The following is an 18,073-nucleotide window of genomic DNA, read 5'->3' on the forward strand; positions in this document are numbered from 1 at the left end:
ATTCTTTTAAAGAGGTGCTTTATCTTAAAATCGACCACGACCGCCTCCAGATTTACCTGCTTTTGCTGCTGCCCCTGCCGCACTTCTAACAGCGTTACCGGCAGCTCCTGAGATTTGTGAAGTGGCACTTTTTACTGCATTGCCACTCGCTCTTGCACCATTGGAAAGCATTGTAAAAATCTGTCCTCCTGAAGAGACACCAGCGTTAAAGTATGGTCCGCCAGAGGCCAGCGCTGTTGCAATACCAGGAAGCGCACGGAAGATAATAACTCCTATGATCGAAATGACGATGACAGGGGGAAAAAGAACATAAATTGATTCATATGAAACTTTGAGAACCTGTAGGATAACTTGACATATAATGGTTCCAAGCATGATTACGAGAACTTGTAAAATGGTAAAATTGATCAAAGTTGTAATCCATGCATCGGAGTATTTTCGCGTTGCATTGAACAAATACAAACTAATGAATAGAGGCCCAAGACCTATAATCATGACGAGTGCAACTTGTGCAAACATTTGCACAATAAAACCACCTATACAAAAAAGAATAACCGCGAGAAGCATGATAGAACCAAGAAGACCCACAATGATCTTTTCAAAAAACCAAGCATTGTATAAGACTTCTTGATAACGCGAACTTGCCTTTAACAAAATATAATCAAAAACATTGGAGCTTGCAGGATTACTGTTAAGCGCATTCCCAATAGCATTGGATAAATCATTGAAGAAAATATCCTTGACATAAGTATTAAATGTATCCGCATTCGTTGCCATTGTTGTAACAACAACGATTTTAACAACATTATTGAGAAGACTATGCATGGAAAGCGCAACGCGACCTGTCATAACATTATAGCCATAAAGAAAGATAAAAATGATTGCGGCGAGATTTAAGGGCGCTGAAATAGCAGAAGACAGCCCACTCACCGTCGTGTCCATCACATTATCAAGGGGTTTTAAAATATACCCAGAAACGCTTTCAAAGGGAGAAAAACTAAAGTCTGACATTTGTACTTGTACTTTCAAGTTTTTCTTTTAATTCTTTTTCTTTTTCTTTTAATTGTGCCTCAAGATATTTATGCTTTTTTTGTTCCTTTTCTTCACGTAATTCATCTTTTGTCTTCGTATCTCTTGCTTGAATCATATCAAGAGACTGAAGTTTTAAAGAAGCTACTTGAAGATCGGCTTGAAGAAGAGAAAGCTTTACTTGAAGATCTTGTCGAAGGGCTTGCAATTCTTCTGGTTTTGTGTCTGGTTTTGATTTAATATTTTCAAGTTGTTGACTTATGTCTTTGATTTTTATTGCAGTTTCAGTTGCGCTTTTATAAATGTTTTCAGCTGTTTCTGATTTTGCAGCATCTAATTTTTGTGTGTTCTCGAGTGCTTGTTTATAATATTCATCCACATCAGATGTTGTTTGCGCTATTGCATGAGAAATAAAAGAAAAAGATAACAGTGTAACTAAGCCATATTTTTTCATTGATTTTTTCTCCTTTGATAAAATATGGGCAGCCATTTGTCAGGGGCAGCTCCATATTCGTTGATAATTTCATTCATGAGTTCAATGTTTTTTGTTGTGCCGCTTAAAACGGCGATCTCATCATTCATTCCACGTAAGTTAAGTTCTGCAACGACGGAACTTTGTCCTTGTTTGATGAGAAAACGACGGGACTCTCTGCTTAACTCTGACTGTATCAGTTCAAATTCACGCTCAGTAAGTTTGAAAGCTTCGACATAATCATTGTAATTTGCTTTTTGATTTGGAAAAAATATTTGGGTGGGGCATTGCTCAATGATTGTGTGCGCGATTGTTGAGTTCAAAGCATCTTTAGGGCTTTGTGTTGCAAAGAGCATCATGCCATTTTGTTTACGAATTGTTTTTAGCCGATCTTGCGCAAAAGCTTTAAATGAATCATCTTCTAAAGCTTTCCAGAATTCATCAACGACGATAATGATGCGCCGCCCATCAATCAGATCAAGAATGCGGTGAAAGAGATACATCATTAAGGGGCGCCGAATTTCTTCATTATCTAAGAAATCGGTCATGTCATAGCCAATGAACTGCGCATTTAAATTGAGATCATCTTGGTCATTATCAAAAACCCATCCTAAATCATTGCCTCTAATCCAGCGTTGCAGCCGTATGGCAATTCCTTCTTTGGATGTGTTGTCAAAAAACAGTTGAAGGGCACCAAGAGAGCGCTGGGTTGGGGGTAAGTTTTCCAAGGAATCAATGGCTTTGGCGATATCTTGTCGCTCTTCTTCTGTTACGATTTGCCCTTCAGCGGTCACCAGCTTTAAGATCCAATTACGAAGAAAGATTTTATTTTTTTCGGTGTATTCCATGCCCTTTAAGGGAGCAATACCCGTGGGCTGCCCATTTTTTAAAGGTTTGTATTTCCCTCCTCCAGCCCGTACAAAAATCTCTGCTCCTTGATCTTTATCAAAAAAACCATTGTTGGATTGTGTTTTTGTAATTGTGCAAGAAGAAAATTAACAATCACTGTTTTACCAGATCCTGATGGACCACAAACAAATGTGTTGCCAAGATCGCCATAATGAAAATTAAAATAGTAAGGTGAACCAGCCTGTGTTTTTAGCAATGCGACAGCAGCTCCCCAAACATTATCGTTCAGTTTGCCAACAGGGAAAGAATGGAAGGGCGATAAAGCGGCAAAATTTCTGCTGGTAATGGCGCCTGAACGCGCACGATAGCTAAAGTTTCCAGGAAGCTGTGCCCACCATGCTGCTTCCAATCCTAAATCTTCTCTGGCAATCACGGCTCCTCCATTGGTTAAATGGGAACGTGCTTTTGATAAGTTTTCAGACAATATTTTAGGATGATCAGCAAAAACAGCTAAAGAAATGTGGTGTTCTCCCAAAACAAAACGGTTTGATTCTAAATCATCTAGCGCTTCATCCAGTGCATCGATTTGTGAGCTAGCACGGTCAGCTGCATTGATCATTTGATTTTGTTTGCGGCTCATAATCGCACTGGCGGCTGCCTTACTTTTAAAGACAAAGGATTGTGTTAAGATGAATTCAAATGGCACCGTAAGCAGACCATCAGTCATACCTGGGCGTGTTTTAGAAGGATACTCTTTCCATCCAAACATGCCCACAAAGCGTTCATTGCTTTCATGGCGAATTTCGATAATTTCTTTCCCAAAAATAACACGATCCGAGTAAATTGTTGAAGCAATAGTTCCAAATGTGAGAGGAATACGCTCACGTCTTCCCCCTACTAGCTGGTGGAGAAATTCACTTTGTTCGGCAAATAAAAGTCCTTCATGTTCATAGATGGATAGCAGACGGACTTCATACTCTTCCAAACCTTGCATAAGATCTTGACTTAACTCTTCGAGTTTACGAATAGCTTCCTCGTCGGGCTCAGATTGTGTTTTCTTGGCTTTGCTCAAGCGCTGAAAAAATGAAACCAGCTTTTCTGTTTTATCCGCGGCCGGATTCCAAAGCAGTGAAATAAATAGATCATTTCTATACAGTTCTTGCGAAACCATTTTCTTTTTATATTTTTCATCTAATGTTGTTGCAAAAGATGAAAGAAAATGACCCTCTGGGTATATCGTTTCACGGCGGCGGATGATGTGAGAATATAAAGCAAGCCGTTCATCTGCGATATTTTTTAAAAGGGTGTTTAATTGGTTGTGTAAAGAATTTAATTGATCAATATCCGCGGTGTCGAAATTTATACCTTCAACAGCCATCACAACCATTAAACAGCGTGAATTTAAAGCAACGACATGTTGGTTGATGTAGCGTATATAGGGAATATATTCTTCAGGCAAAGTTTCCCGTTTCATTATTGACATCTGTTTCACCAATTTCGTTCCTTCAGCTTAGTTCCTTATAAGTGCGGATAAGGCGTAAAGGGGAGGTTGAACCTCCTCCCCATCGGTTGAGGTTTTTTTGTTTTCCTCGGGTATTGAGCCATGCAAATAATACGCGAAATTGGTTGTGATCGTACTTTGTCACTTCTCGCAAAATAAAGTGTATCCCAATCCCAAGACCAAACATGGTAAAATCACTGGTCAAAATGAAAAGAATGGATGTCGCCATGACATTGAGCGCCATGGCTTCCATTGTAACACCAGCAAACATGGCTGGGCGCGTACAGGCAAGGAAAAGAGTATCTTCGTTCATTTATGTTGTGCCCGCTAATTTACCGACAAGAGCAGGGGCACCAAAAACAATAGCAATCCCCAGAACACAGTAAGCTGCTTTGCGTAAATCAATAAAGCCGTACATCCAGCCAATCCCCACAGCAGCAACACATATAATAGCAATAAGCTTTGCCGTTGGACCCGTCATCATTGTGACAATGTTGCCTAAAACACCATCAAGATTTCCCAGACCACCTCCACCAGTAGTAGAAGAAGCAGCATAAGAAAAATCAGATACAAAAACTGCCGTAAAAAGCAGCATGGTCACGATAAAAATGATGTTTTGGAATCTATTATCTGTCATTTTACCTCTCTTTAACAAATAATATTTGTTCATATGTCGACATTCCATTGCCTCTAACAAACTGGAAAGTGCTGTCATTTGATGACAGTTTAATTCTTCTCGTTTGTTTGTTTTAAAAGCCTTGATCGTGGATCTGTTCACTCTCAAGCTCTTCTTCGTAAAGAGACAGAAGTCTTTTCAAATTGAGATTGTGTTACATGAAAATGGCAATTTTAAGTTGTGTATATTGGTAAAAATAACAATATTAAAATAATGAAAGAAAGAATATCATTCTTTACAAAATGTAGTTAATCTGCAACACTTATATTTGGATTTTTTCTTTAAAAACAAGGGGATTGCTAATCAATAATCTGACATGATAGGAAAAAAACGAATTTTTTGAGCGAGCGTGTTAAGAGATGCTATTTAAATTGATTGTTATTATTTACATTATGGGGGCTACGGTGTGGGGATTAAGCCAATATAAAGATAAAATGGATTTCAGCATTCTTAAAACATTTGAGACGCAAGATATCCAAGATATTGTCGATCTCTATCGAGAAGAAAAAAAGTTGGGTAGATCTATCACCAAACAGCAATTAGAAAAAAATGAACCAGCTCTCGATTTGCAGAAGAGTGTTTCATTAAATGATGTTGCAAATAATGCTGTTGTTTTTCATGGTAAGGCTTCTGTTACAAGTGGGGTTACATTTAAATTACTGACGCCTGCTGCACAATCTTGGCGCTCACATATCTCCCGTGATATTCATCTTTATGGTGTGGACACATGTGCACCCCGTCAAAAAGCAAGATTAAATGATCAAGAATGGCCCTGTGGTGCGGTTACAACGGCTTGGCTTGTCACCAAAACACTTGGGCAGGATTTATCCTGTAAACAGGCTTTGATGCACAATGGTGTTTATTATGCACAATGTTTTGTTCAAGGGGTTGATTTAGCTGAGGAAGGTCTTAAAGAAGGTATGTTGGTACTCTCAAAAGAGGGGAAAAATCCTATTCCAGCCCAGTATCATCATGCGGAAGAAAAAGCACGTGGCAATAAGATTGGTCTTTGGTCGAGTGATTTCACTGAACCTTTAAAATGGCGGCGAGATAATGGATCCTATAACCCCTTTGCTAGTCCATGATTGGTTTTAACGAACATATTTACTTAAATTTTTATAGAGAAAACTTTATCAATAAAATTGTACCAAATCGTAGAGCAAATTTGAATAAACGGTGAGATTATTTTCGTTTAGGAAGTAAATGGATGGTAATTCCCTTTTCAAGGGAGGGTTGCTTTCAAAATCACTTCTCTATTTTTACTTATGTGTTTTATAAAAGCAGGAAAATGTCATTGTTGGTGGCAAAGCATTTTTGAGTATTTGTGTTTGAAGGAGAAGTGAGGCGATAAAAAACGCTCAAGAAACGGATTTCTAGAGCGGTGTTGATAAAAGTAAAAAATAAACAGACCCAAAAATGGTGTAACGTTTGATATAATGGATAAAATCTTTCACAATGCCTTAAAAGAATTCATAGCAAAAGTTTTTTCATCAGAATTTTGTCTTCAGGATTGGATCACGTTTTTTTCTTCTTTAAAAGTGATCAATCTGTTGCATTCCTTGAAAAGCTTTCATAATTATCTGCTTTTAAATTCAGACTTCCAAATGATGGATGGATTTCAAATAGACTCTACACGAAGAAATCTTCGTAAAATGATTTGCATTGCTGATTGTTTTCTATATATCACAAAACGTTTCTATTTAGGCCTCGATGGAGGAACAATAATCAACATACAAATAGGTAAAAAGAGTTCATACTTTTTTGTTATGGCTGCATAGTCCATTGATCGTGAGACTTAAGTATTATAATGCTCATAGGCTTTCTATAGGGTTAGGGGCGATGCCTATTGCAATGTAACTATTTGAAATCAGTTGGACAAAAGCATTAATGCGTCTTCTGATTTCATCATTTGTATTCAGTTTGGGCTCTTTCCCTTCTCATTGTATTTTATGACAAACTCATACGATGGCTATTGTGAGCTCTTCTTGCGTTATTTTACTCAGAGTATTCACTTTGAAAGCAAGCAAGTGATAGTGAGGCTGTATTCTCATACAGTGTGAAAATTCAACCCTCATTTGGGGGGATGATATTAACAGATAAGGTATTTAAAGAGGAGTAAAATGAAAAAAATTATTTATTATGCATGACTCTATTATTCGTCGTGGGGTGTGAAAAACCTATAGCGTAGAAGATTTAAAAAAAGATGCAAAATTAAGAGAAGAATGGGGAACGAAGTGTTCTCTTTCAGGACAAGCTGTTAAGGAATCTAAAAACTGTCAAAATGTTTTACAAGCAGATACTGAAATGTTTTTCTCGCCAAAGCTTGATGTTACAGACCGTGGTCATGCATCTCAACAGTAAAGTGTGATATAAAAATTCTAAAATAAAAAAGTTACGGCTCAACGAATGCTCGCTTCTTCAATTGTTATAGCGGATTTTTTATCATTTTTCATCTTTCAAATGAGCTCCCCAAATCATATTCGCAATCCTATTGTTTGTTTCATCTTTGTTAGATTGAGGATTATGATCATGAGAAAACAGGATAGCATTGTCTTATAGAAATATTTCTCAAGGTATCCAAGCCTATTTTGCGACGCTGTTCGTAAAGGGTATAACGGTAAATCCATTGAGCCCCCCATCTTTACGCTTCATAACGGAGTAAGCCTTGCACCATCACACAGTTTGTCAGCTTGTGGGTGTTGCTTACAGCTCTTGGTAATTGAGACGGTTCGTTTGAGGCATTTTTAATTCTTACTTAATAGTTTTTATCCATACGCCTCTTCCCACTTGTAACCTGCAAGAGATATAGTTTTGGTTGATTCAACATGGAACAAGTCTGAAATGAAAGAATCTTACGATATTCTGGATTCTCATTCAACATGTAAAATAATAAATTGTCTTTATAAATCAATGTTTTGCCTTATGATAGAGTTGGTGTAGCATTGAGATTTTAGAGGGAAAATATGCCTTTAAGACTCTATAACAGATACTAAGTCTTTAATAGCAGGTATATTAAATGTACATCATTTAAAATAAATAGAGCGTCCATAGCGAAAAGGGGGCCACTCTTTAAATACAGATAAATACTTATTCTGTTGTGCTGTAAAACGCTATTGTTTGCGGGTGTGGTGATATAAGACATAAAACTTTATACATGGGGTGTTTTGATAAGAGAGTGTGATGAATATTCAAGGGAGGGCTTGTTTATATAATTTTGTGAAAGGAACCATATGAAATGGGAAGCTGAGAAGGAGCTATTTTTGAAAAGGCGGATCGTTTATCAATCGGTTTGAGGAGGGGGGCATCCTTTTGGGGTGTGGGGAGAAAGACAAGAATAGGGTGTGTAGCACTTTATAGCTATGCTTTAAAGCGTTTTAATTTTGATCACAAATTAAGTTTAAAATCGCTTTCTGCTTGACAGATGTGAGGACTCTAAAACTTTTTAAAAGCAAATATTCCTCTTTGCTCGAGGCGATTTCATCATAATGGTACGAGGCGTTGTCTTTTTTGATGATATCAGTGTAAAAAAAGGCAAGTGGAACATTCAAAATATCGGAAATTTCCTTTAAACGTTCTGCGCTCACGCGATTTAAGCCTTTTTCATACTTTTGGATTTGTTGAAAAGTGACACCTAAATGATGCCCTAATGTTTTTTGAGACATTTTTAGCACTTTTCGCCTAAAGCGAATTTTTTTGCCTACAAAAAGATCAATATTAAGATTTTGAGCTTGCATTTTCCCCCTCCAGGTGCGAGCGCCCTCGCATTGGTATTCCGGGAGCTTGAAAACACTGAACCCTAGTCAGCATTTTGCTTTTAGTGCTTGGAGCACCTGGACATAGCAAAATCTCCCGGAATTCCGGGATACCCACATAGTGGGTTTATTTTTACGCTAGGGTTTCGGGTTTTCAAGACCCCTTTTGATCGTTGCGTATGCGATCAAAACATTTTTCGATTCATAAAGTAATTTTAGGAGATTGGCAATAAAAATAGTTTTTCTTGAGACGGATAGATTTTTTAAAATAGGAGGTTGTTTGCCTTTCAAAGTTTTAAGGTTTGCTTACTCAACTCATGACATCAGATATGCATTTTACGAAGGTAAACCTTGGTTTTTAAGCTCAAGTCACCGCTTACGGTGCTGTCCTTAACCAATAATCAAAATGACTTGTTTTGATGCGTCTGAGATATCATGATGATAGGGGAAAGCTTTTATGAGTAAAGAGCCCTCATGCAAAATAAACTCAAAACATTATAGATCTTATTGTTGTATATTCACATGTTTGTTTTAGAAGATATTTCTCAATGTTAGCGCCTATTTTACAATGGTGCTTCGTAAAGTATGTAGCGTAAAAGCCTCTATGAATGGGATAAAAGCTATATTGCTATCTTTACTGAAAAAAAGATGCTCGGACGGCACATACTCTCTGCCAGTTCAAAATATTACGACAGTTTTTGCCTTTGAAAGGGAGCCTAAGAGCTATTTTTTCTTTCTTCACGTGTTTTTATCTGTACGCTCTCTGCTTATAATATGTAAGCGAATAGGTTTTGATTGATTCAATATAAACAAATTTGAAATGAGAAAATATATTGGGCTTTCTCATGATGCATGTTTTTAAGAGGGGGATACGTTTATTTTCTCAGTGAAGAATTTGAGTATTTTAGATAAAAAACTCTATCAACGTCGTTGTTGTTAGAATTAAAATTTTTATGAGAAAAATAGCATTGGGGAATGATAAGCTTTTGCTATCAAGCATTTTAGAATTTTGCACAACTTAATGATAACTTAGTTATTTTATCATTTCTTATGATCTCTATAGACGATAAAAAGTTGGGATATGGTTTGAGAAAGCAGATGACACAAGTATTATCTTTCGGTAAGTAGTTTTGAAGTAAAAGACAGCTTTAAATGACAAATAGAGATAGGTGCTCCATGAATGAACTTACCCATATTGAGACTATTATAGCGCATTATGATGCTGTTTTTTGTGATGTGTGGGGTGTTGTGCATAACGGTGTACATGCATTTGAACCAGCGTTGAAGGCGTTGTATAAAATCCGACAAATGGGAAAAACTGTCATTTTATTAACTAATTCTCCTCGGCTACGGGAAGATGTTGCTGCTCAATTACAAAGCATGAATGTTCATAGCGACTATTATGATGCCATTATCACTTCAGGGGATGTAACGCGCGATCTCATTCAGACTGCTCCACGTAAAGTTTTTTTCATTGGTTCACAACGTGATTTGGTGCTGTTTGAAGGGTTAGAGTGTGAATTTGTTGAAGAATGGGAGGCTTCTGTTGTCGTCTGTAGCGGTTTTCTTGAAGATTTTGACGAAGAACCCTCTGCTTATGAGGAGATGTTTCGTCGCATGCGGTCGCGGAATTTACCTTTTATTTGTGCGAACCCAGATGTGATTGTCCATTATGGAAATAAAGAATTTTGGTGCGCTGGTGCATTGGCTCGTCTTTATCAACAATTAGGGGGGGAAGTGCGCATTGCTGGAAAACCTCACGCGCCTATTTATGAATGTGCCTTTGAAAAACTTCAAAAAATACGGGGAACAGTAGAAAAAAGTCAAGTTTTAGCTATTGGTGATGGTCTTTTAACGGATATTAAGGGGGCGGCTCACTTTGGTCTTGATGCCCTTTATATTATGGGGGGGATTCATCATTATGATTATACGCAAAAGGGTGTGGTTGATAAGCAAGCTTTGCATTCTTTTCTTGAACATCATGGTTATAAACCACAAGCAATCATGTGGGCACTTCAGTAATGACTAATTTTTTGCGTCTTCAGGGAATTCATATGTTTCCCTCGGCTTGGCGGGGAGCAGTGTTGGCACTTGGAAATTTTGATGGTGTTCATTGTGGGCATCAGGTGGTGTTGCAAAAAGCACTTGATTTCGCGCGTATAAAAAAGAAACCAGCTGTTGTTTTAACTTTTGAACCCCATCCAAGAAGTTTTTTTCAACATTCAGCTCCTGTCTATCGTTTGACAGAGGCAGCTGAAAAAGCTGAAATTTTTAAAACCCTTGGTTTTGACGGCGTGATTGAACAGCCCTTTGATGCACAGTTTGCCGCTCTTTCAGCGGACGAATTTATTAAGTCGTTTTTAAAGGAAGTTTTTGATGTTTCAGTTGTGGTGACAGGCGAAAATTTTCAATTTGGTCATCAGAAAAGTGGAAATGTACATCTTCTTTGCCAAAGAGGAGAGAAATATGGATTTGAGGTTGTGCAAGTTCCTTGCGTTGCTCGTCCTCAAGAGTCACAATCTTTGATCATTTCCTCGAGTTTTATTCGGCAACTTCTCTCACAAGGGGAAGTGGACAAAGCAGCCCATTTGTTAGGGTATCACTATCGGATACGCTCCAATATTATTCAAGGTGAAAAACTTGGACGTCTTTTGGGATTTCCTACCGCTAATCAAATGTTGCCTCCCCAAGTTCGTTTGGCTCATGGTGTTTATGCGGTACGTTTGCGTCGTGCGAACGGTGTTTTGTATGATGGTGTTGCAAGCTTTGGTTGTCGTCCAACGGTTGTTAAGGATGGGGCGCCCCTTTTGGAAACCTATTTGTTTGACTTTAACGACGACCTTTATGGGGAAAGCTGTATCGTTTCTTTTTTCCAGTTTTTGCGAGGACAAGAAAAATTTGATGGGCTTGAACCTTTGATTGCGCAAATGCATCGTGATGAAAAAAAAGCAAAAGAAATTTTAAAGACAGTACAACCATTATCAACGTTGGATAGGCTGCTTACTTTTAAAAATATGTCCTAAACTGATCTGAAAAAGAGAGAAGAGCTGTAAAAATAGCACTTAAAGTGATTATAATCACAAAGATATATTCCAAAACATCGTGGAATATATGTTTTTTCCGTTGTTGAGAGGGAGAATCGAATATCTGAAGATCTGATTTTGGCATCATTTTTTTCAAAGTTAACGTTATGGTTTTTGTTGTCATTCAAAACTTTACTGCTTGTTTCTTTCTGATCCGTTAAAACTCGTCATAAAAGATGCAGTAAAGAATAAGCAACCAGCCTATTTAGCAATAATAGACGTGAAGAAGGAGAAAGGCTGTTTTTAAAATTTCTTGCGATTTTAAGCTTATAGTTTGATAAAATTTAATTGATGACTTTTTTTATTTTAAAAGGTTATTGTTTCTTTTTTCTAATTTGGCTTATTATGTCATTTATGCTGTATCATCGTTTATGATGAGAGTTGGTTCGTGTAACCTTACGCATGTGATATTTTGTATTATGTAATGAATATTTTTAAAAAAGTTTTGTTTGTCGAGTCTTGTGAAGAAGATTAGTGGTCAGCAGCAGTTTTCGTGCTGACCAATCACGTAAACGAGAATGAAGCTGCTGGAAAATGCTTTAAGTTTCGTTTCTCTTGTATATTGTGATGGGGAATGCATATTAAGGAGACTGCGATTGATTGTAGATAAAAGAAATCATTGCGAGAAAGCAGGTGTATTGTTTCAAAATTTCTAATGCTTTTGATGGATAAAGGCACAATTTTGTTGTCGTAACACGTCAATCTTTCAGATTTTCAAGTTAAAAACTATCCATATATTTCCTTTGTCTTTCACAAATGTAACGCCCATAATGAAAAGGAAAGACAGTCTTGTAAGGATATGAAAATACAAAGCCAATAATGTTTTGTTGTTTTTTGATAGAAATATTGGATAAAAGTTAGAACATCTTTCCAATCTATGTTCGGTCTATTCGTGACTGTATCGTATTGTTTTTCTTATAAAACTTTTTCTTTAGTGTTCCTCAACGCGAGCAGTATGTTTGAGACAAAGATTAAAACGCTTTAGTGCTCTCTCTGCTGTTACAGCTTTTGTATACCAGATGGGGAGAGTCTATTGCTATATTCATTTGGATAATCTCTGAAACCGGTTTACAGCCTTATTGGGGAAAAATATGAAGTTATAAAGGGGAAAATCAGTCCAGATGACAGTCTTTTTTAAATTAGGCTTTGCTACTTTCAAAAGGGTTCAGAGCAATATCTCTTAAATCATGAAAATAACAGCTTCAGGCTTTTGTTGTTCTTTGAATAGGATATCACGCCCTACAGGTAAAATAAAATGCTGGAATATCCTTGTTTTGCTAATTTATGCACTTCTTTTAAAGAAATATCTCTCAACGCTTCTCATATTCATTTTCATGATGGCTCTCATGAATGGTATCTTGAAAGCTCCGTTGAGCGCTATCATCTTTATGCCTAATAAAAGAGCAATCCGACACCATCCGTTATATTGACAAGCCTTTAGTGTTGTACAGTCTTGGCTATTTGAGAGCGTTTATGAGAGTTTGTTCTTAACTCGTTTTATTTCACACGAATATTTCTTGCTTGTGACATGCAAGAAACACGCTTTTGATTGATTCACTATAAATAGACTTGAGAGAATCTTACGGTATTAGGATTTATCACTCAACGTGCAAAATAATTAATTGTTATAAATCAATATGTCGCAGTTAATCATAGATTATGGCTTACGGCTTTTTTATAAAATACTCTGCATGCCGTTTATTCGGAATATGGGTTTTCTTAGTGGTTTTACTGTCGTTTTAGGTGTCTGTGGCGTACGAATGAGCTCGTATTGGTAAAGGAAGAGAAAAAGAAGGTGGAGCAGTGATAAAAGGTGAGGTGAAAATAATTTTCTTCGATCATCATATGAATTTTCACGCATTTTTATGGCTTCGGGTGTGTATGCTTGTTGTATATTGAGGAGCAAAGCTTGCTTGTAGAGTTTTATGAAGTGGCAAGCCAAAGGAAAGGCGCAAAACAAAGATTATTGACAGATTGTTTTTTACAAATCGATGCGTATTTAAGAATTTTCGTCTTTTAAGGTGCGTAGGAAATGTGCGAACCCTCTGTTTAAAGACGCGCTAAACGATAAAGATGCAGCGAGCGTGATCCGTGATGACAATAGGCAAGAAGAGGCAGAGAGGCTGTTTTTAAAATTGTTTGCATGGCTTCAACAGCTGACTTTTCTATAGTTGGAGGAGAAATGGGAATGTGATAGGCTTTTATGCCATATTCATTTGCGACCGTTTTAATGCTAGAAAAGTCAGGTTGATGGAGCTCTTCGTGATCGGGGCGGTTACAGATAATTGTTTTAAAACCAGCTTGTGCCAATGTTTTGATATTTTCTATGCTAAGTTGGGCGCTGATAAAAATATCAGGTTCAATTTGTTGTAAATTCATTTTTGTTTATTCCCAATTGCACGATCTTCACGATACCCTCTGGTCTGGTATATAGAAAGAACATAATGAAGGTAAGTTTTTCAGTGGCATCTTAACAAAAATATTCTTTTTGTCGAGAAGATCTATTTGGGAAAAATGAGCTGTAAGATGCAAAATATCTCACTCCGCAACATGTTCGTTATGCGATCTTATAAAAGACGGATGTTTGGTCTTTATGGATAATCTATAGTGTTTACTCAGCATAGACATTTCATTGTGTTGTTTGTTTACGCGCTTGCTAGAGGTACCCTTATTTCTCTTAAGCCCATTTTACTCTGTCGAGCGTCAAAGAGTATAAAATTCATGGATCACCACCCTTTTTACGCTTATGAAGAAGGAAGTCGGTACCATTGTTATATTTGCCAACCTCCAATATTGTAATAGTTCTTGGTACTTGAGATTCTGCATAAGAAGCATTTTAAATCCTTTCTTGTACAGTTTTTACCCACACGCCAGCCCTGCTTGTACGTACAAGAGATATGATTTTGATTAATTTAATATAAGAGGCATGAAATGAGAGAATCTTCCTGATTTCGGCTCTCTCATTCAACGTGCAAAACAATGAATTCTCCTTATAGTTTGTTGTATATTCAGAGTGGAGCTTGTTTGTAGAGTTGCATTAAGTGGATTGCATGAAGGGAGAATCCCAAAAGGCCGGTGCAAAATAAGAAGCTGGATCATTTACAGCGCATTGTTTACAGATCGACATGGATTTAAGAATCTTCGTTTTAGGGTGGGGGGAAGAGCATGCCTCTTTTAAATTTATTTTGTTATTTTCAAGAATATCATCTTCATAATGTTTTGCTCATGTTAAAGAATATTATAAAAAATTGCGGGCTATTATTATTTATCCTGAAAATGGGAGAAATGATTATTTTGCACGTATTGGATGCTTGTTTCTTTTATTACTTTCAGTATAATCGTAAAAACGATAATACTGAAAGGCGTAATGGATGATCATTGGACTTTTGAATCAAAAGGGAGGTGTCGGAAAAACGACGTTGAGTGTTAATCTTGCTGCCAGTTTTGCACGTACTGGTACACGGGTATTGCTTATTGATGTTGACCCACAGGGAAGCGCATTGGATTGGGCTGCTGCGCGTGAAGATGCACCTTTGTTTTCGGTTATTGGTTTACCGCGTGCAACGGTTCACAAAGAGATTACACAGATTGGTCATGGTTATGATCATATTATTATCGATGGTCCTCCGCGTGTAACTGATCTTGCTCGTAGTGCTCTTATGGCTTCGGATTTGGTGCTTATCCCTGTTTTGCCTAGTCCCTATGATATTTGGGCAGCGGATGGAATTGTAAAGCTGATTGACGAAGCACGTGTTTATAAAGAAAATCTCAAATCTGCTTTTGTTATTAATCGTAAAATCGTCAATACAGCGATAGGGCGTGATGTGAACGAAGCTCTTGGCATATACCCCGTACATGTTCTTTCTTCTAGCGTTGCGCAGCGTGTGATTTTTGCAGAAGCAGCAGCACAGGGGAAGGCGGTTTATGAAGTTGATAAGCAAGGACCAGCAGCAGCAGAGATTGAAGCGGTTGCAGCGGAAATCAAGGAGTTAGCACGATGAATAAAAAAATTAAAATCGGCACAAAACCAACGAATAAATCAATCCCTTTAACAGCGGATGCATGGGTAGGAAGCCACAAAGGGAGCATGAGTGGAGGTATGAAGCGCCTCACGATTGATATACCAGAAAGTTTGCATCGGTTGATTAAGGTCAGTTGTGCAAGTCGTGGAACTAAAATAGCTGATGAGGTCCGCGAATTGCTTTCACAAAAATACGGAAAAGTGTAAAAAATGATACGATAATTTCGTTGCTTTGAATGCTTTTTCTAGAGATGATATCGATTGTTTTTATACGAAGTTAATAATAAAAGTGCTCTTCCTTTTTCACGATGGTTGCTTCATTCAAGTTGTTTTTCATAAGGTTCTGTATCATCGCATGAAAGAGCTATGAGTTTGCGAAAAATTCTCCGTTTCAAACTTTTCCCTATAAATGTGATAATCATCATACTACTTGTGATCTTATCCGCTAGATGAGTAGATAAGTTTATTCTTCCATAAAAATTATCTTGATAATGATTTTAAACATCAGGTTATTTTTTTGTTTATTGTACTTAATACATGCGTAAATAATGTAATTAAGAGTAGCCTTGATTATTTTTTTCTGTTATGCAGCAATCCGTTTTATTAAATTATATTCATTGTTTATAAAGGGGGGGATAAAAATAAGTAAAATTTACTGATATTGACGCGCTATAATTTTTCCTAATAAACAAAAGAAGTCATTGAGTATATTATAGAAAATATTTCTTACATTTATATGATTTTATAGTCTTAAATATTTAATGCCAGTTGTAATGGTACGCAAGGCAATAGGCTTTTTTCTTCAATTGGAATGTATAAGATCGCTTTTTTAGCATTTCTATTGGCTTTTAAAAAGTACAGGGGGACTTAAAGCTTTCTTTCTTTTCCGGTGGTTTAGAAATGATAAGAGCGCAATTAGTTGATTAAAAGCTGTATTCTTTCGTTTGCAGGGAATTTGCAATGGGTATAGGCATGACGAATTTTGGGTAAGATATCGTGCTGCTTCTCGTTACCAAAAGGTTCTTGAAGGAAAAGAAATGATTAAAAAGCTTTTTGAGAATGTCAAGATATCAGAATTTTTGCTGAAGTTTTAACACTTCAAATACAAAGAGCTGCCGTGCAGATAATGTTACAAATGCAAGTCTGATAAATGAAAGGCAGTTTTCATGATTTAACATGTTTGCGTTGGAAGTGTACGTATTTGCAAAGGAAAGTAGACGCAAGGTCACAATATAGGAGGGGATGTGAACCCAAAGATATTGTTAATAAAATATTCGCGTACAGAAGTGGATTTTAAAATTTTTGAAAATGCACAATGAACCGAATGTACAATTTTAATCGGGTGCTAAATTATGTCCTAAACTTTGTAAATTTGAAAAAGGGGAATTTATTGATGAATAAAGCCATTATTATAGCATTGCTGGTTTGTACTGGACTTTTCGTTGCTGGTTGCGAAAAAACTTACAGCGTAACGGAATTTAAGAAAGATCCCAAATTACTCAATCAGTGGTTAGAGAAATGTTTTATTGCAGGAAGTTTTGATTCAAAAAATTGTAAAAACGCAGAACAAGCTGAATTAGAAACTCGTAAAAAATGGGGAATTTTTGGCTCTGGAAAGGACGACCAAGAAAAAACTGAAGATAAAAAGGAAGGGAATTAAATTATGAATAAAGTCATTATTACAGCATTGCTGCTTTGTACTGGACTTGCTGTTACTGGTTGTGAAAAAACTTATAGTGTAAAAGAATTTAAAACAAATGAAAAATTATACGAGGAATGGGCAAAGAAATGTGAGAACGATGATTCACCGCTCAAATCCTCTCAAAATTGTAAAAACCTTCGACAAGCATATGTAGAACTTTTTTTAAGGCCCTAAATTGTGTCCTAAACTTTGTAAATTTGAAAAAGGGGAATTTATTGATGAATAAAGCCATTATTACAGCATTGCTGGTTTGTGCTGGACTTGTCGTTTCTGGTTGTGAAAAAACTTATAGCGTAGCGGAATTTAAGAAGGATCCCAAATTACTCGAGCAATGGGCAATGAAATGCATGATATCAGAGGATTTAGATTCTCAAAATTGTAAAAACGCAGATAAAGCGTATCGTGAAGTTCATGCCCGAGATTGGCCTGGTTCAAGCTTTGTACATGATGACGAGAAAAAAACTGAAGAGAAAAAGGAAGGAAATTAAATCATGAATAAAGTTATTATTACAGCATTGCTGCTTTGTACTGGACTTGTCGTTGCTGGTTGCGAAAAAAACTACAGCGTAGCGGAATTTAAGAAAGATAAAACATTACTCGAAGAGTGGGCAAAAAAATGTGAAAAGCTGGATCAATCTTCTATGGAGAAATCTAAAAATTGCCAACATGCCAGACAAGCATATATGGAACTTATGTTTGGCATTAATTAAAAACATACAGTTCAATAAATAAGGAATTTTTTAGTTCTTGATTCTATTGCGTTTTTAGGCTCTCTCTAACTTTTAGAGAGTCTTTTTATGGCTTCAAGAATTAGTCGTTTACGATCAGTACTCTTTGTGTAAACGTATGCTATACTGTCATTTGTTCAGCTCAAAAGTGCTTTCAATTGTAGATAGTATTGCCTCCCAATGAGTTGTTACGTGTTACTGCTAATTTTTTAATGTTTTGGTTACATGTATTTAAAATATGAGATTAAATCTATCTTTGG

Annotated in this window: 15 protein-coding genes and 2 pseudogenes; 10 read left to right on the plus strand and 7 right to left on the minus strand. The window is 36.7% G+C overall.

Translation table 11 applies throughout. The annotated features are described in order from the left end of the window. Window positions 1-24: 24 nt before the first annotated feature. From ACFIMM_RS06590 to ACFIMM_RS06610, 5 genes and pseudogenes are all read right to left on the minus strand, one after another. Window positions 25-1,011 (minus strand): type IV secretion system protein, encoded by a 987-nt coding sequence (locus ACFIMM_RS06590; RefSeq protein ID WP_375610597.1) that lies wholly within the window; start codon window positions 1,009-1,011, stop codon window positions 25-27. Next, a complete protein-coding gene (locus ACFIMM_RS06595) occupies window positions 998-1,483 on the minus strand; it encodes a type IV secretion system protein VirB5 (RefSeq protein ID WP_375692676.1) in 486 nt (161 codons plus the stop codon). The genes ACFIMM_RS06590 and ACFIMM_RS06595 overlap by 14 nt, the downstream gene beginning before the upstream one ends. After that, a pseudogene (locus ACFIMM_RS06600) lies at window positions 1,480-3,833 on the minus strand (VirB4 family type IV secretion/conjugal transfer ATPase). Before ACFIMM_RS06600 ends, ACFIMM_RS06595 begins: the two are co-directional and overlap by 4 nt. 22 nt (window positions 3,834-3,855) lie before the next feature. After that, on the minus strand, window positions 3,856-4,164 hold the full coding sequence (locus tag ACFIMM_RS06605) for a type IV secretion system protein VirB3 (protein ID WP_273723684.1): 309 nt from the start codon (window positions 4,162-4,164) through the stop codon (window positions 3,856-3,858). Continuing rightward, window positions 4,165-4,488, minus strand: a complete 324-nt coding sequence (locus ACFIMM_RS06610; RefSeq protein WP_375613587.1) for a TrbC/VirB2 family protein — start codon at window positions 4,486-4,488, stop codon at window positions 4,165-4,167. Between the two features lie 398 nt (window positions 4,489-4,886). On the opposite strand from ACFIMM_RS06610, the gene ACFIMM_RS06615 reads away from it, so the two are divergent. Both ACFIMM_RS06615 and ACFIMM_RS06620 read left to right on the plus strand, forming a co-directional pair. Then, window positions 4,887-5,612, plus strand: coding sequence for a hypothetical protein (locus ACFIMM_RS06615; protein ID WP_375638527.1), 726 nt, complete (start codon window positions 4,887-4,889; stop codon window positions 5,610-5,612). A gap of 1,147 nt (window positions 5,613-6,759) precedes the next feature. Further along, window positions 6,760-6,888 (plus strand): annotated as a pseudogene (locus tag ACFIMM_RS06620) (hypothetical protein); the annotation flags it as partial. Between the two features lie 1,013 nt (window positions 6,889-7,901). Here ACFIMM_RS06620 and ACFIMM_RS06625 read toward each other — a convergent pair. Beyond that, window positions 7,902-8,261, minus strand: coding sequence for a helix-turn-helix domain-containing protein (locus ACFIMM_RS06625; protein ID WP_375682795.1), 360 nt, complete (start codon window positions 8,259-8,261; stop codon window positions 7,902-7,904). Window positions 8,262-9,455: 1,194 nt separating this feature from the next. Between ACFIMM_RS06625 and ACFIMM_RS06630 the strand changes: the two genes are divergently transcribed. Both ACFIMM_RS06630 and ACFIMM_RS06635 read left to right on the plus strand, forming a co-directional pair. Beyond that, on the plus strand, window positions 9,456-10,301 hold the full coding sequence (locus ACFIMM_RS06630; RefSeq protein WP_375612197.1) for a TIGR01459 family HAD-type hydrolase: 846 nt from the start codon (window positions 9,456-9,458) through the stop codon (window positions 10,299-10,301). Further along, on the plus strand, window positions 10,301-11,302 hold the full coding sequence (locus tag ACFIMM_RS06635) for a bifunctional riboflavin kinase/FAD synthetase (protein WP_375674947.1): 1,002 nt from the start codon (window positions 10,301-10,303) through the stop codon (window positions 11,300-11,302). The genes ACFIMM_RS06630 and ACFIMM_RS06635 overlap by 1 nt, the downstream gene beginning before the upstream one ends. Window positions 11,303-13,411: 2,109 nt before the next feature. On the opposite strand, the gene ACFIMM_RS06640 is transcribed toward ACFIMM_RS06635, so the two are convergent. Then, a complete protein-coding gene (locus ACFIMM_RS06640; protein ID WP_375610590.1) occupies window positions 13,412-13,741 on the minus strand; it encodes a TIGR01244 family sulfur transferase in 330 nt (109 codons plus the stop codon). A gap of 992 nt (window positions 13,742-14,733) precedes the next feature. Here ACFIMM_RS06640 and parA point away from each other — a divergent pair. From parA to ACFIMM_RS06670, 6 genes are all read left to right on the plus strand, one after another. Further along, complete coding sequence (parA, locus tag ACFIMM_RS06645) at window positions 14,734-15,363, plus strand: ParA family partition ATPase (RefSeq protein ID WP_375653186.1); 630 nt, start codon at window positions 14,734-14,736, stop codon at window positions 15,361-15,363. Continuing rightward, a complete protein-coding gene (locus tag ACFIMM_RS06650) occupies window positions 15,360-15,590 on the plus strand; it encodes a plasmid partition protein ParG (protein WP_273790969.1) in 231 nt (76 codons plus the stop codon). The genes parA and ACFIMM_RS06650 overlap by 4 nt, the downstream gene beginning before the upstream one ends. Before the next feature lie 1,186 nt (window positions 15,591-16,776). After that, window positions 16,777-17,043: an EexN family lipoprotein gene (locus tag ACFIMM_RS06655; RefSeq protein ID WP_375627920.1), complete on the plus strand. Its 267-nt coding sequence runs from the start codon at window positions 16,777-16,779 to the stop codon at window positions 17,041-17,043. Window positions 17,044-17,046: 3 nt separating this feature from the next. Next, window positions 17,047-17,259: an EexN family lipoprotein gene (locus ACFIMM_RS06660; RefSeq protein ID WP_375621543.1), complete on the plus strand. Its 213-nt coding sequence runs from the start codon at window positions 17,047-17,049 to the stop codon at window positions 17,257-17,259. Between the two features lie 44 nt (window positions 17,260-17,303). Beyond that, entirely contained in the window at window positions 17,304-17,573 is a 270-nt protein-coding gene (locus ACFIMM_RS06665) for an EexN family lipoprotein (protein ID WP_375627922.1), read from the plus strand. A 3-nt stretch (window positions 17,574-17,576) separates the two neighbouring features. Beyond that, complete coding sequence (locus ACFIMM_RS06670; RefSeq protein ID WP_375613558.1) at window positions 17,577-17,795, plus strand: EexN family lipoprotein; 219 nt, start codon at window positions 17,577-17,579, stop codon at window positions 17,793-17,795. Window positions 17,796-18,073 lie beyond the last annotated feature (278 nt).

Source organism: Bartonella sp. AP258QHHD, from assembly GCF_042196145.1.
GTDB lineage: Bacteria > Pseudomonadota > Alphaproteobacteria > Rhizobiales > Rhizobiaceae > Bartonella.

What these genes read in the sequence shown, in the direction of transcription:
- ACFIMM_RS06615 (WP_375638527.1), top strand. Translation starts at nt 4,887, where the DNA reads ATGCTATTTAAATTGATTGTTATTATTTACATTATGGGGGCTACGGTG.
- parA (WP_375653186.1), top strand. Translation starts at nt 14,734, where the DNA reads ATGATCATTGGACTTTTGAATCAAAAGGGAGGTGTCGGAAAAACGACG.
- ACFIMM_RS06660 (WP_375621543.1), top strand. Translation starts at nt 17,047, where the DNA reads ATGAATAAAGTCATTATTACAGCATTGCTGCTTTGTACTGGACTTGCT.
- ACFIMM_RS06595 (WP_375692676.1), bottom strand. Translation starts at nt 1,483, where the DNA reads ATGAAAAAATATGGCTTAGTTACACTGTTATCTTTTTCTTTTATTTCT.
- ACFIMM_RS06590 (WP_375610597.1), bottom strand. Translation starts at nt 1,011, where the DNA reads ATGTCAGACTTTAGTTTTTCTCCCTTTGAAAGCGTTTCTGGGTATATT.
- ACFIMM_RS06655 (WP_375627920.1), top strand. Translation starts at nt 16,777, where the DNA reads ATGAATAAAGCCATTATTATAGCATTGCTGGTTTGTACTGGACTTTTC.
- ACFIMM_RS06625 (WP_375682795.1), bottom strand. Translation starts at nt 8,261, where the DNA reads ATGCAAGCTCAAAATCTTAATATTGATCTTTTTGTAGGCAAAAAAATT.
- ACFIMM_RS06650 (WP_273790969.1), top strand. Translation starts at nt 15,360, where the DNA reads ATGAATAAAAAAATTAAAATCGGCACAAAACCAACGAATAAATCAATC.
- ACFIMM_RS06670 (WP_375613558.1), top strand. Translation starts at nt 17,577, where the DNA reads ATGAATAAAGTTATTATTACAGCATTGCTGCTTTGTACTGGACTTGTC.
- ACFIMM_RS06635 (WP_375674947.1), top strand. Translation starts at nt 10,301, where the DNA reads ATGACTAATTTTTTGCGTCTTCAGGGAATTCATATGTTTCCCTCGGCT.
- ACFIMM_RS06665 (WP_375627922.1), top strand. Translation starts at nt 17,304, where the DNA reads ATGAATAAAGCCATTATTACAGCATTGCTGGTTTGTGCTGGACTTGTC.
- ACFIMM_RS06610 (WP_375613587.1), bottom strand. Translation starts at nt 4,488, where the DNA reads ATGACAGATAATAGATTCCAAAACATCATTTTTATCGTGACCATGCTG.
- ACFIMM_RS06630 (WP_375612197.1), top strand. Translation starts at nt 9,456, where the DNA reads ATGAATGAACTTACCCATATTGAGACTATTATAGCGCATTATGATGCT.
- ACFIMM_RS06605 (WP_273723684.1), bottom strand. Translation starts at nt 4,164, where the DNA reads ATGAACGAAGATACTCTTTTCCTTGCCTGTACGCGCCCAGCCATGTTT.
- ACFIMM_RS06640 (WP_375610590.1), bottom strand. Translation starts at nt 13,741, where the DNA reads ATGAATTTACAACAAATTGAACCTGATATTTTTATCAGCGCCCAACTT.